Source organism: Trichlorobacter lovleyi (genome assembly GCF_015239775.1).
GTDB classification, from domain to species: Bacteria; Desulfobacterota; Desulfuromonadia; order Geobacterales; family Pseudopelobacteraceae; genus Trichlorobacter; species Trichlorobacter lovleyi_B.
The window spans coordinates 3491094-3504790 of sequence record NZ_CP058409.1; the positions used below are offsets into that span (position 1 = coordinate 3491094).

At 54.7% G+C, this 13697-nt stretch carries 9 protein-coding genes; 3 read left to right on the top strand and 6 right to left on the bottom strand.

Annotation, left to right across the window (positions count from 1 at the left end; genetic code table 11):
• Window position 1: 1 nt before the first annotated feature.
• From FY034_RS16120 to FY034_RS16130, 3 genes are read right to left on the bottom strand one after another with little or no spacing between them, the layout of a single operon-like run.
• Entirely contained in the window at window positions 2-3169 is a 3168-nt protein-coding gene (locus tag FY034_RS16120) for an efflux RND transporter permease subunit (protein ID WP_265552368.1), read from the bottom strand.
• Between the two features lie 12 nt (window positions 3170-3181).
• Complete coding sequence (locus FY034_RS16125) at window positions 3182-4381, bottom strand: efflux RND transporter periplasmic adaptor subunit (protein WP_322573227.1); 1200 nt, start codon at window positions 4379-4381, stop codon at window positions 3182-3184.
• 59 nt (window positions 4382-4440) lie between these two features.
• The gene (locus FY034_RS16130; RefSeq protein WP_265552370.1) at window positions 4441-5025 is read right to left on the bottom strand and encodes a TetR/AcrR family transcriptional regulator; all 585 of its coding nucleotides are present in this window, start codon (window positions 5023-5025) and stop codon (window positions 4441-4443) included.
• A gap of 288 nt (window positions 5026-5313) precedes the next feature.
• Here FY034_RS16130 and FY034_RS16140 point away from each other — a divergent pair, with 288 nt between their 5' ends.
• Window positions 5314-5910 carry a TetR/AcrR family transcriptional regulator gene (locus FY034_RS16140; protein ID WP_322573228.1) on the top strand — a complete coding sequence of 199 codons (597 nt, stop codon included), beginning with the start codon at window positions 5314-5316 and terminating at the stop codon, window positions 5908-5910.
• Window positions 5911-5959: 49 nt separating this feature from the next.
• The gene (locus FY034_RS16145) at window positions 5960-6799 is read left to right on the top strand and encodes an OmpA family protein (RefSeq protein ID WP_265552372.1); all 840 of its coding nucleotides are present in this window, start codon (window positions 5960-5962) and stop codon (window positions 6797-6799) included.
• Between the two features lie 48 nt (window positions 6800-6847).
• On the opposite strand, the gene typA is transcribed toward FY034_RS16145, so the two are convergent.
• The 3 genes from typA to FY034_RS16160 all read right to left on the bottom strand — a co-directional run bounded on the left by typA (window position 6848) and on the right by FY034_RS16160 (window position 11520).
• Window positions 6848-8650, bottom strand: coding sequence for a translational GTPase TypA (typA, locus tag FY034_RS16150; protein ID WP_265552374.1), 1803 nt, complete (start codon window positions 8648-8650; stop codon window positions 6848-6850).
• An 89-nt stretch (window positions 8651-8739) separates the two neighbouring features.
• Window positions 8740-10593: a diguanylate cyclase gene (locus FY034_RS16155; RefSeq protein WP_265552376.1), complete on the bottom strand. Its 1854-nt coding sequence runs from the start codon at window positions 10591-10593 to the stop codon at window positions 8740-8742.
• 93 nt (window positions 10594-10686) lie between these two features.
• Window positions 10687-11520, bottom strand: a complete 834-nt coding sequence (locus FY034_RS16160; protein WP_265552378.1) for a PhnD/SsuA/transferrin family substrate-binding protein — start codon at window positions 11518-11520, stop codon at window positions 10687-10689.
• A gap of 113 nt (window positions 11521-11633) precedes the next feature.
• Between FY034_RS16160 and uvrB the strand changes: the two genes are divergently transcribed.
• Window positions 11634-13631: an excinuclease ABC subunit UvrB gene (uvrB, locus tag FY034_RS16165; protein WP_265552380.1), complete on the top strand. Its 1998-nt coding sequence runs from the start codon at window positions 11634-11636 to the stop codon at window positions 13629-13631.
• Window positions 13632-13697 lie beyond the last annotated feature (66 nt).

Here is a 13697-nt window from a genome sequence, read left to right on the forward strand (position 1 = left end):
ATCAATGCCCCTCCTGTACAGCAGTCGGCAGTGCATGGCCCGCATCCTTTTTGTACTTCTTGCGCCCAAACAAGCGCGATATCATCACAAAGAAAAACGGAATAAAGATCAGATCGATAAAAGTGGCCGAGAGCAGACCGCCGGTTACCGCAGTACCAATGGCATTCTGCGCCGCGGCACCGGCCCCCTTGGTCAACGCCAGCGGCAGGGTGCCGAAGAAGAAGGCCAGCGAGGTCATGATAACCGGCCGTAACCGGATCTTGACCGCCGCCAGGGTGGCATCCACCAGTTCATGCCCCTGGTGCAGCTGTTCCTTGATGAACTGGATGATCAGGATCGCGTTCTTGGTAGAAAGGCCAACGGTGGTCAGCAGACCGATCTGCAGATAGACGTCGTTGGGCAGCAAGCGCAGGGTTACCGCAGTAACGGCCCCCACCAGGCCCAATGGCAGCATCAGCAGGTTCACAAACGGGATGGTCCAGCTTTCATACAAGGCGGCCACTGCCAGGAACACCACCAAAAGCGAGATGGCATACAGGGCCGGCGCCTGGGCCCCGGCATTTTTCTCTTCATAGGAAAGGCCGGTCCATTCATAACCGATACCGGGCGGCAGTTTGGCCGCCATCTTTTCCATCTCGGCCATCGCCTCTCCGGTACTGATTCCCGCTGCCGCCTGCCCCATGATCTCTACCGACGGGATGCCGTTATAGCGTTCAAGGCGGGGAGAACCGTACTGCCAACGTGCTGTGGCAAAGGCCGAGAACGGAACCATCTCGCCCTTGCTGTTGCGGACATACCATTTGCCGATATCCTCAGGCAACATCCGGTACTTGGCATCGGCCTGCAGATAGACCTTCTTGACCCGGCCGTTCTCGATGAAGTCGTTGACATAGGAGCTGCCCCAGGCCGTGGCCAGCACCTCGTTGATGCTGGCAAGCGAGACCCCCAGGGCACCTGCCCGGACGTCGTCAATATCCAGCTTGAACTGAGGTGAGTCATCCTGGCCATTGGGACGTACCGCCACCAGTTTTTTGTTCTGCATGGCCATACCCAACAGCATATTACGGGCTTCCATCAATTTGTCATGGCCAACACCACCGCGGTCCTGCAGCTGGAAGTCAAAACCGTTGGCCTGCCCCAACTCCACCACCGCAGGCGGTGAAAAGGCAAATGCCAGACCATCCTTGATCTTTGAAAAGGCCCCCATGGCCCTGCCGGCAACCGCCTGGGCCTTCAGGGCAGGATCCTTGCGCAATTTCCAGTCCTTGAGCCTGACAAACGCCAGGCCCATGTTCTGCCCCTGGCCGGCAAAGCTGAAGCCGGCCACGGCGATGATGGTTTCTACGGCCTTGTTTTCCTTTTCCAGAAAATGCTTTTCGAGCTGTTCAACCACCTTGAGGGTCCGCTCCTGAGTGGCCCCGGCCGGCAGCTGAATCTGGCAGATGATGAAACCCTGGTCTTCATCCGGCAGGAAGGCGGTCGGCAGGCGATGGAAGAACAACATCATGGCTGCGACGATACAGCCGTAAATCACCAGATAGCGGACCGGCTTGCCAAAGGAACGGCCGACGATGGCTTCATATTTGCCTCTGCCCCAGTCGAATTTGCGGTTAAACCAGCGGAAAAACCTGCAGAACGGTCCGCATTCACCCGGCTCATGCCCCTTTTCGACCGGTTTGAGCAGGGTCGCGCAGAGCGCTGGGGTCAGGATCAATGCCACCAGCACCGACAGGATCATGGCCGAGATGATGGTGATGGAAAACTGGCGGTAGATCACGCCGGTGGAACCGCCGAAGAAGGCCATCGGCAGGAACACGGCCGATAGCACGGTGGCGATGCCAACCAAGGCGCTGGTGATCTGGCCCATCGACTTGATGGTGGCGTCGTGGGGAGACAACCCCTCCTCGGACATGATCCGTTCCACGTTTTCCACCACCACGATGGCATCGTCCACCAACAGACCGATCACGATCACCAGGGCGAACATGGTCAGGGTGTTGATCGAGAACCCGGCGGCCGACAGCACGCCCATGGTGCCCAGCAAGACCACCGGCACCGCGATGGTGGGGATCAGGGTGGCACGCAGGTTCTGCAGGAACAGAAACATGATGATAAAGACCAGGAAGACCGCCTCGATCAGGGTCTGCACCACCTCTTCAATGGATATCTTGACAAAGGGGGTGGTGTCGTAGGGATAGACCACCTTCATGCCGGCGGGGAAGTATTTGGACAGTTCAGCCATCTTGGTCTTGACCCGATCGGCAGTATCCAGGGCGTTGGCGCCGGCGGCCAGACGGATCGCCATGCCGGCCAATGGTTTGCCTTTATAGCGGGCCACGATATCGTAATTTTCCGTACCGATCTTGCTGATGGCAACATCCTTCAACCGCACCGTAGAACCATCAGGATTTGTACGCAGGATGACCGCATCAAACTGTTCGGGCGTCTGCAACAGCGTTCTTGCCGTAATGGTGGCATTCAACTGCTGCCCTTCATTCGAGGGAGTGCCGCCGAATTGCCCGGCTGAGACCTGGGCGTTCTGGGCCTGCAGGGCAGTGACGACATCACTGCTGGTCAGCCCGAAGCTGTTCAACTTGGTGGGGTTCAACCAGATCCGCATGGCATTCTGGGTACCGAACTGCTGCAGTTCGCCCACCCCCTCCACCCGGCTGACAATATCCTGCAGATTGGAGACCATGTAATCGGTCAGTTGATGCCGGTCCATCGAACCGTCTTCTGATATCAGACCGACGATCAGCAGGAAGTTTTTGGTGGATTTTACCACCTGAATCCCCTGTTTTTGTACCACCTGCGGCAACAGCGGTGTGGCCAGCTGTAGCTTGTTCTGCACCTGCACCTGGGCAATATTGGGATCGGTACCGGCCTTAAAGGTCAGGTTGATCGATACTGCACCGGCCGAGTCGCTGGTGGAGGACATGTAGATCAGGTTGTCAATACCGTTCAGCTTCTGCTCGATCACCTGGGTGACGGTATCCTGCACCGTCTGGGCAGAGGCCCCCGGATAGACGGCGTTAATGGTGATCTGGGGCGGCGCAATCGGCGGATATTGTGACACCGGCAGCGTCTTGATCGCCAGCAGGCCGGCCAGCATTACCAGGATGGCAATCACCCAGGCAAAAATCGGTCTGTCTATGAAAAACCTGGCCATGAATAGGCTCCTTTACTTTTTAGCTGCTGCAGGTTGCTGTTGCTGGCCAGGGGCAGCTGCCGGCTTTGCACCAAACGGCACCGCCTTGACCGGTGTACCGGGACGAGCCTTCTGGAGCCCTTCCAGAATCACCCGGTCTCCCGGCTTCAAACCGCCGGATACCAACCAGTTCTCACCAACCGTCCGCACCACCTGAATCACTCGCGGTTCAACTTTTTCTTCAGCACTCACCATCATCACGACGGCATCCCCTTTGGGGTTACGGGTCACACCACGCTGCGGCACCAGCATCGCCTGCTCATTTAGCCCCTCCTCCAGCACAGCCCGTACAAACATGCCTGGCAGCAGCACCTGTTTCGGGTTGGGAAATACCGCCCGTAAGGTGATGGAACCGGTACTCTGGTCAACCGTGACCTCGGAGAATTTGAGGGTGCCGGTCAACGGATAGGGAGAACCATCTTCCAGCACCAGCTTGACTCGGGCCTGGGCCGTCGCTGTGTCCTTCTTCAGTACGCCACTGGCCAGAGTCTGCTTCAGTCGGAGCAGTTCGGCGCTTGATTGCGTCACATCCACATACATAGTGTCCAGTTTTTGGATGGTTGCCAGGGCAGTGGCCTGGTTGGCCGTCACCAGTGCGCCATCGGTGATTGACGAACGCCCGATCCGGCCTGAAATAGGCGCGGTGATCTTGGTATAGGCCAGGTTGATCCGGGCGGTCTCCACTGCTGCCTTTGCGGCAGCAAGATCTGCCTCAGCCTGTTTGAGGGCTGCCTGGGCATCGTCGTTATCCTGCTGGCTGACCGCCTTGATCTTGACCAGATCCTGATAGCGTTCCGCCTTCAGGCGAACCATCCCCAAGGTTGCCTCGGCCCGTGCCTGACTTGCCCGGGCACTGGCATGGGCAGCTTCATAGCTGGCCGGATCGATCTGGTACAGCACCTGTCCTGCCTTGACGTCACTACCTTCGGTAAAGAGGCGTTTCTTGATGATGCCACCCACCTGAGGGCGAACTTCGGCAATCAGATGTGGAGCGGTTCGGCCGGAAAGTTCAGTTGTCAACGCTACCCGCTGGGGCTGAACCGTAATGACACCTACCTCCGGTGGCCCTGAAGGCGGCATGGCAGCCTGTTTTTTACTGCAGGCCGTTGTCATAAATCCCACTGCCACCACTATTGCGGCAGTCATCAGTCGTACATAGCTGGTTTGTTTCATGGGCTGCACCTCACTGTTAGTCATACTTTAAATGAATGATTATTCACAATCATACAATCTTAACGCTTCAGAGAATCCCAGCTGGCCTCGGCAATCTGCTCAATCAGGTCATCATCAAGTTGAATGAAACCAAGAATATGGTTTCTGGCAACTGAAATAATCGGCCCAAAAGCAAGATCAAACAACACCACCCGCGGTAAATCCTTGATTACCTGCTGAGCCACCCCCTGCCGAAAAAGCTCACTGTAGATACAGCAACAACTCTCTGACTCTGTCTGGCCCAGCATACGGTCGCGCCGGAATGCCACACCATACGGCGAATGGTGGAACTGCTCGATGTATTTGAACTCAAGCGGTGACGAGATAAAGAATTTCAGCAAGCCGCGAACCACATGCAGAAACCGCTCACGAAAAGGCATTTCCTCTGAATAACCTTCCAGCAATGCGGTATTAATCCGATTTTCAAGGGAAAGGTACAGTTCATTGATCAAAACGTCCTTATTCTCAAAGTAGCGATAGATAGTCCCTGTCGCTACTCCGGCCTGTTCGGCAATGGCTGCGCAGGGGGCACCATGAAAGCCATGGGTGGCAACCAGCTCAAGCGTTGCCTGCAGCAATAGTTCACGCTTATCATCTTTTGCCATCACATAGCCCTCCCCAGGAAATGAATGATCGTTCATTCACTACGCTTTTATGGTGTCACGGTCAAGCAGAAATTTTACACCACGGAATACTGTCATCACCTTCTCTACAACACGCCTGTGAAGATGGTATGAACTGATTGTGAATTTTTCGGAAAGATGCGCCGTATCCGGCAACCTGTGGTCTGACTGTCCAGCCACCGAATGTTCTGCTGCATCAAACCTTCAGCATTGTTGCAGAGCTAAAATTCCTGCTTGTCTTTAGCAAGTGACCGGTCGTATATTAATAATATGAGTCGCCCCAAAAATCCTGATATGATCCGCTCACGCCTGTTGGATGCCGGATTAGCTGCCTTTGCCAAACGAGGCTACCACGGTACCGGCATCAAAGAGATTGTGGATACCGCCCAGATCCCCAAAGGCTCGTTCTACAACTACTTCAAGAGCAAGGAAGAGTTCGGCCTGGCAATCGTGCTGCGCCACTCAGAAGAGTTCTGGCAAAAATGGCATGACAGCATTGATACAACCCTGTCAGATCCGCTTGCTGCCCTACGCAGCTGTTTCAACCTCATGTTGACAGAGCACCTCTGCTGTGCAGTCAACACCTGTAGCGTGGTCGTTCATCTGGCCGGTGAGATCTGCGAAAGCAGCGAACTTTGCCGCGCCACCATGAGTGCCGTAGTACAGGAATGGTCTGAAAATCTGGCTGTACTTATTCGGCAGGCGCAACAAGCCGGAACCGTACGTCAGGATATTGATGCGCTTCAATTGGCCACACTCTTTTGGGATGCCTGGCTGGGGGCGATGCAGCGGATGAAGATGTACGATTCTGTGTCACCACTTAATCAACTGGTGGAGCTGATGTTTGGCACTCTTTTAAAGGCGTAATTTTTTTTGCTCACATTCAAGACGACCGGTCATATTAAAAGGTGACGCCATGGCCATCAAACGAGAACCTGAAAAGCATGCCAACCATGAACGCTGGCTGGTCTCCTACGGCGATTTTTTAACCCTGCTGTTTGCCGTCTTTGTCGCCATGTATGCCATGGGACAGACCGACAAGAAAAAAGCTGAAGAGCTGACCCAGTCTCTGCGGGAATCATTCGGTTACTCAACCCAGGCCTCTGCAGGCCAAAAAGGTGTACTGCAATCCCATGACATCAAACCGATACCGGCCATCAAACCTGAAATGGCAGTCATTCCAATCACCGACAGGATGCCTCCAGCCGGACCGCGGCAGGGGAACGTCGGTGGAAGAGCCGGTTCAAAACAGATGGCCGGAGAAAAGGAATTCCGTGAAATGGCCTCTGCGATAGAGGCCTATCTGGTCAAGCAGGGGTTCCAGAACAAGGTGGCGCTCTCAATTACTCAGCGGGGGCTGGTGATCAGCTTGAAAGAGGCTGGCTTCTTTGATTCAGGCAGCGCAAAACTAAAGCAGGCATCCGTAGCTACGTTGCAAGGCATTGCAGAGGGGCTTCAACAGTATGCAAACCGGTTCCGGGTTGAAGGTCACACCGACTCCGTGCCGATCAGGTCATCTGAATTCCGCTCAAACTGGGAGCTTTCGACAGCGCGTGCAACCAATGTGATCCATTTCCTGGTGGATTCAGCCTCATTTTCACCAGAAGCACTATCTGCTGTCGGCTATGGAGAATACCAGCCGCTTGTCGCCAACGACACACCGGAACAGCGGGCAAAGAACCGGCGGGTGGATATCGTGGTGCTGGCAGCAGAGGCCTCAGCTGGCGAGGCGAAAGGCATAACAACCATAAAGTAGAAGAGGCCGGGGACTCTCCCCGGCCTCTTCTGCAATTATAGTGTCATACTACTTACTTTTTTTCTTGCGCTGGTTCGGGTCCAGTTCCTTCTTACGCAGACGGACCGAGGTGGGGGTCACCTCCACCAGCTCATCATCATCGATAAATTCCAGGGCCTGCTCCAGGGTCATGCTGCGGGGCGGAGTCAGCTTGATGGCATCGTCGGAACCGGAGGCCCGCACGTTGGTCAGCTTCTTACCCCGGCAGGCGTTGACCTCCAGGTCATTGTCACGGGCATGCTCACCAATGATCATACCACCGTAGACCTCAACACCGGCACCGATGAACAGTACCCCACGGGGCTGCAGGGCATCCAGCGAATAGGCGGTGGTTTCACCATGTTCCATGGCGATCAGCACGCCGTTTTTACGACCGGGGATATCCCCCTTGTACGGGGCATATTCATGGAAGGTGTGGGTCATGACAGCGGTACCGCGGGTATCGGTCAGCACCTCGCCCCGCAGACCGATCAGACCACGGGCAGGGACGACAAACTCCAGCCGGACCATCTCACCCATCGGGTGCATGGCCACCATCTCACCTTTACGGGGCCCCATCTTTTCGATGATTGCACCCTGGAATTCAGTGGCCACATCCACCACCAGATATTCCATCGGCTCCATTTTAACGCCGTCTTTTTCGCGGACAATCACCTCTGGTTTGGAAACTGCCAACTCAAAACCTTCGCGACGCATGTTCTCGATCAGGATTGACAGGTGCAGCTCACCACGACCTGAGATTTTGAAAGTATCCGGGGAATCGGTGTCCTCCACCCGCAGCGAGACGTTGGTACGCAGTTCCTTGGTCAGACGCTCGCGAATGTTACGGGAGGTAACCCACTTCCCTTCACGACCGGCAAAGGGGGAGGTGTTGACGATGAAGTTCATGGCCAGGGTCGGCTCGTCAATCGAGACGTACGGTACGGCCACCGGATTCTCAGCCGAGGCCAGGGTCTCACCGATGCTGACATCATCAAAACCGGCCACGGTAACGATATCACCGGTACCGGCTTCCAGAATCTCCACCTGCTTAAGGCCTTCATAGCCCAGCAATTTGGTGATCCGGCTGCGGCTGATCGTGCCGTCCTGTTTGATCATGGCCACGGTTTCTCCGGCCTTGACCTGACCGTTAAAGATCCGGCCCGTAGCAATCCGGCCGATGTAGTCGTTGTAATCGATGTTAGCGATCAACATCTGGAACGGCGCGTTGGCATCACCCTTGGGCGGGCGCACATTGGACTCGACCACGGCAAACAGCGGCTCCATGCTGTTTGACTCCACATTCACATCAAGCTTGGCATAACCCATCTTGGCGCTGGTGTAGACCACCGGAAAGTCAAGCTGCTCGTCAGAGGCTTCCAGTTCGCAGAACAGGTCAAAGACCATGTTCAACACTTCATCGGGACGTGAACCGGGGCGGTCAATCTTGTTGATCACCACGATCGGCTTCAGGCCCAGATCAAGGGATTTCTTCAACACGAAACGGGTCTGGGGCATCGGCCCGTCCAAGGCATCCACCAGCAGCAGCACCGAATCGACCATCTTCAAGACCCGCTCCACCTCGCCGCCGAAGTCGGCGTGGCCGGGGGTGTCCACAATGTTGATCTTGTACTGACCATGATGGATTGAGAGGTTCTTGGCCAGGATGGTGATGCCACGTTCTTTCTCAAGGTCGTTGCTGTCCATGACCCGCTCGGTAATGGCTTCATGTTCCCGGTAAACCCCGGCATGCTTTAACATGGCGTCAACCAGGGTGGTCTTGCCGTGGTCAACGTGGGCAATAATGGCGATATTACGGATACGTTCCTGCATGAAAATTCTCCTTAACAATGAAAAAGACGGGCATGTGAGCCCGTCAGCTTGTCGATACTATGGCAGATTATTGTTTTAAGGGCAAGGAGTTATACACTCTCAGCACAAACGCAGTTCCGACCGGCCTGCTTAGCTGCATACATCAAAGCATCGGCCCGCTGTCCCAGCTGTTCTACTGTATCGCCAGGCCTGGAAACAGCCACGCCGAAACTCGCCGTCACATAACCGACCCCCTTTAATTCTGAGACACGTAGGTCTTCCAATAGAGCTTCTGCAAGGGCTGTGGCAGCTAACAAACCGGTGTGCGGCAAGAGCACGATGAACTCTTCCCCCCCCCAACGGGCTAGGCAATCTGAACTACGGATCCGCTTCTGAATCAGTTTTACCAGATGCTGCAACACCTGATCACCCACGTCATGCCCATAATGGTCGTTAACCCGCTTAAAGTGATCAATATCCAACATAATCAAGCTGAACGGCTCACCATGCCGCTCGGCCCTATACAACTCTTTCAACAGGGTTTCCTGCAGAAAACGCCGGTTATATACACCGGTCAGCGGATCAGTAATCGACAAGAGCCGCAACTGTTCCTCAAGCTGTTTACGCTCAGTAATATCGCGAAAGACCGTAACTGAACCGACAACCCGTCCACTCTTGAGCATCGGCTGGCTGGCAACTTCCACCACCAGGAAATCACCATTTTTTCGAACAAACTGTTCTTCACCTTCATAGCGTCCCCTGGTCTGGATCACACGGTAAATCGGGCACTCTTCCAAGGGCGTCTGGCCTCCACCAACATGCCGATGAAACAGATCATGGGCTACCTTACTATGCAGCTCATCGGTGGTAAACCCCAGTATTTGTGTTGCACGCTCATTAACAAAGGTTATCCTACCCTGACCATCCATGACATAAATACCATCGGCAATATTCGACGTAATCAGCGCTAGACGTTGTTCCTGCTCCAGCACCATCTGCATACTGCTTAAAAACAGGTACAAAGCTGTACCGCCAAACAGTGTCATAACCGTGAAGACAAACAGGTTGGTTCGATGACTGGTATAGAGGCTTTCCAGCTCCGGTGTCCGAACAAATGTAAGCATCACAGCGCTGGCAACACCATCAGTATCATGCAACGGAACCAGGCTAACTTGAAATACCTGCCCAGCATGACTGATGGCAACAGATGCAGGTTTTCCTGCTGCCAATGCGGCCTGAAAGCCTTGATCTGTTTTAAGCAGTTCATACACCTGCTGAGATACTGGAGAAAGAGGAGGAGGTGAATCAGGCAGTTCCCTTCGAGGGTCCTCAATCAACCAGTCCTGGCTGATGAATGACGGAGCATAATTTTTCTTATGCTCATCAAACAGCTTGGGCAACAGAACGGATGATTTCAAGAGCAGCAGGTAATCCTTAGCAGCATCAAGATCATGCAGTCCTTTACGCACGGCCTCGAATGGCTGAGACAGCTCGACGCTGCCCAGATGTTGTCCTTGCAGGATAATTGGAAAGACATTGCGAAATCCGATGATAACTCGCCCGGTTTCGAAGCCAAAAACCGGTTTGCGTGTCCGATTCGCCTCAACTACGGAAGGCCGGCTGGCCACTAGTGAGTCACCAAAGTTGTGGGGAGAATGAAAACGTAGGAATGAGCGGTTATCGGGGGTATGAAAATGCAGCTGACGAACATCGCGCTGACGAAAGTGTTCGTAGACCGGAAACAGCTTACGGTACAGCCTAACCCGCTCAACATCCTGACGATTATGGTCACCAGTCATGGCAGCCTGCAGAATATCAAGCACCCCGGGCTGCATAATGTAGCTGTCAAAATAGGCCTGCATGGCAATACGATGAGCGGTAGTAACGGCCTGCCACGCGACTTCCTGAGCATGGGTCTGCCCAGCAAGCTGTAATTTTTCCTGTGTGTCCCGTTCATGGTACAAATAGGCTGTGCCACAGCCCCAGAAAACCAAGGACAGCAGACACACTCCCCAGCAGATACCCTTATGTAGTCTGTTCGGCAATGTCATCAAGTGTTACCGGAAAAATTTCAGATTTTTGCGAATCAGATCGTAGTTTGTATCAAGCACAGGTGCAAAACCATGCTGTCCCATCACCAACGCTGCACGATCCTTTGAATCAATCCCCAGTAACAAGCCCCTGACTTCCCTGATCTGCTCAGAGGTCAGCGTTGCCCTGTTAGCAACCAGAATAAAACCTGGAAAGGCCGGCGTTTCTTCAATTACCCTCAGGGTCAGGCGCGCATATTTTTTAGCCACAACGGTCTTAAGGGTTCCAACCTCATAGTCCCCCCTGACCACTGCCAGGGCGACCTGATCCTGATTACCAAGGTAGTCATGGCGCAACGCTTCCAGCTTAACACCATATTTGTCTAACAGGTAGCCTGCTGCCAAGTGGCCACAGGTCGAGAGCGGCTGTGAAAAAGCTATTGAGCGGTGCACCTGTTTAGCTGAACTGGGACCGTCAAAGGCGGTTACCATGGCACAGGTATAAGTGGCCTTCCCGTCTGCCTCGTTGATGGCAACCAGCGGTTCTGCCTTGGCATAACTGTTTCGCAGAATAACATACGGCAGCGGACCTAAAAGAATGATATCAATCTTGCCTTCCCGAAAAAGCTGCAGAATATCCGAATAGTTTTTCTCATACCGGATAGCTATGGGAACTTTCAGCTGTTTTTCAAGATAAGAGACCAAGGGGCGATTGGCAGCGATAACTGTTTCAGGCTGTTCAATTGGTAGTGGTGTATAGACCAGCTTACGGCCTGCCGTATGCCCGGATGCTGCAACTAGGCATGACAACAACAGGACAGTAGCAAACCAGGGCAGCCCCTTCCATTTCAGCTTTAGCATGCACAACCTCAATCAAGTTAGTAAATTACAAAATTGGATCTTTTACATCATATTTGTCCATCAATCAACTACAGGCAGACTTTTCTCTTACTGTAGTATAAAGTACATCCATTATGTCATATTTCAAGTTAGTGACAGATTACAACCCCAGCGGCGACCAGCCCCAGGCGATTGATGAGCTGGTGGCCGGGATTGAGCGGGGTGACAAGCATCAGGTGCTGCTGGGGGTAACCGGTTCGGGCAAGACCTTTACGGTAGCCAATGTCATCGCCCGCACCGGCCGGCCATCCCTGGTGCTGGCCCCCAACAAGACCCTGGCCGCCCAGCTCTACGGTGAGTTCAAGGAACTATTCCCGGATAATGCCGTGGAATATTTCGTCTCCTACTACGATTACTACCAGCCTGAGGCCTACCTGCCCAATACCGATACCTTCATCGAGAAGGACTCATCGATCAACGACGAGATCGACAAGCTGCGTCACTCCGCCACGATGTCCTTGCTGACCCGCCCGGATGTGATCATCGTGGCATCCGTCTCCTGCATCTACGGTATCGGCTCACCCGAAGCCTATCAGGCCATGCATATCTTCTTCCATCAGGGGGACGATTACGGCCGCGACACCCTGCTGCAGAAGCTGGTGGAGATCCAGTACGAACGGAACGACACCGACTTCCACCGCGGCACCTTCCGGGTACGGGGTGATGTGATCGAGATCTTTCCCGCCTACGACAGTGAGCGGGCGCTGCGGATCGAGTTCTTTGGCGATGAGGTGGAGGCGATCTCCCAGATTGACCCGTTGCGTGGCGTGGTGCTGCAGAAGCTGACCAAGGTATCGATCTTCCCGGCCTCGCACTATGTCTCCAGCAAAGAAAATCTGGAACGTTCGGTGGCCCAGATCAGGCTGGACCTGGAGGAGCGGATCAGGCTGTTTAAAGACCAGGGCAAGCTGCTGGAGGCCCAGCGGATTGAGCAGCGTACCTACTATGATATTGAGATGATGGAGGAGATGGGCTTTTGTCAGGGGATTGAGAACTATTCCCGCTACCTGGACAATCGCCAGCCAGGCGAGCCCCCCTTTACCCTGATTGATTATTTCCCCAAGGATTTCATCCTGTTTGTGGATGAATCCCACATCACCAACGCACAGGTCGGCGGCATGTACCGGGGCGACCGCAGTCGCAAGGAGACCCTGGTGGAGTACGGCTTCCGCCTGCCGGCAGCCCTGGATAACCGCCCGCTTAATTTCCAGGAATTCGAGTCGCGCATCAACCAGGTGGTGCATGTCTCTGCCACCCCGGCAGATTACGAGTTGCAACAGGCCGGCGGCGCCTTTGTGGAACAGGTCATCCGCCCCACCGGCCTGGTTGATCCACCGATTGAGATCCGTCCGGCTGCCGGACAGGTGGATGACCTGCTGCACGAGGTACGGCTAACCGTGGCCAAAGGGGACCGGGTGCTGGTCACCACCTTGACCAAACGGATGGCTGAGGAGTTGACCAACTATTACCAGGAACTAGGGGTACGGGTTCGCTACCTGCACTCAGATATTGATACCATTGAGCGGATGCAGATCCTGCGATCTCTGCGTCTGGGGGAATTTGACGTACTGGTGGGTATCAACCTGCTGCGGGAGGGACTGGATCTGCCTGAGGTCTCACTGGTGGCAATTCTTGACGCGGACAAGGAAGGCTTCCTGCGTTCGGCCCGTTCCCTGATCCAGACCTGCGGCCGGGCTGCCCGGAATGTTGACGGCAGGGTGCTGATGTACGCCGATCAGGTGACCCGCTCCATGCAGGCCTGTCTTGACGAAACCGGACGCCGCCGCAGCAAGCAGCTGGCCTATAACCAGGAACACGGCATTACCCCCGAGACCGTCAGGAAGGGGATGCGCAGCATACTGGAATCGATTGCGGAAAAGGATTATGTCACCCCGCCGGTGGTGGCAGATCTGGAAGAAGCCTACGGGATAGAGCTGAAGGAAATTCCCAAGCTGATCAAGAAGATGCGCAAGGAGATGTTGGCTGCCGCCAAAGAGCTGGACTTCGAGAAGGCGGCAGAGCTGCGGGACCGGATCAAGCAGCTGGAGGAGGCGGAGCTGAAACTACGGTAACCCCCCTTGTCAGGGTGGAAGTCACATGTCACACAATCATCCCTCCCTGGGCAAGGAAAGGCCGGG

Excerpts from the sequence above, each read along its gene's own strand:
- typA (WP_265552374.1), bottom strand. The coding sequence starts at position 8,650 with ATGCAGGAACGTATCCGTAATATCGCCATTATTGCCCACGTTGACCAC.
- FY034_RS16140 (WP_322573228.1), top strand. The coding sequence starts at position 5,314 with ATGAGTCGCCCCAAAAATCCTGATATGATCCGCTCACGCCTGTTGGAT.
- FY034_RS16160 (WP_265552378.1), bottom strand. The coding sequence starts at position 11,520 with ATGCTAAAGCTGAAATGGAAGGGGCTGCCCTGGTTTGCTACTGTCCTG.
- FY034_RS16125 (WP_322573227.1), bottom strand. The coding sequence starts at position 4,381 with ATGAAACAAACCAGCTATGTACGACTGATGACTGCCGCAATAGTGGTG.
- FY034_RS16130 (WP_265552370.1), bottom strand. The coding sequence starts at position 5,025 with ATGGCAAAAGATGATAAGCGTGAACTATTGCTGCAGGCAACGCTTGAG.
- FY034_RS16120 (WP_265552368.1), bottom strand. The coding sequence starts at position 3,169 with ATGGCCAGGTTTTTCATAGACAGACCGATTTTTGCCTGGGTGATTGCC.
- uvrB (WP_265552380.1), top strand. The coding sequence starts at position 11,634 with ATGTCATATTTCAAGTTAGTGACAGATTACAACCCCAGCGGCGACCAG.
- FY034_RS16145 (WP_265552372.1), top strand. The coding sequence starts at position 5,960 with ATGGCCATCAAACGAGAACCTGAAAAGCATGCCAACCATGAACGCTGG.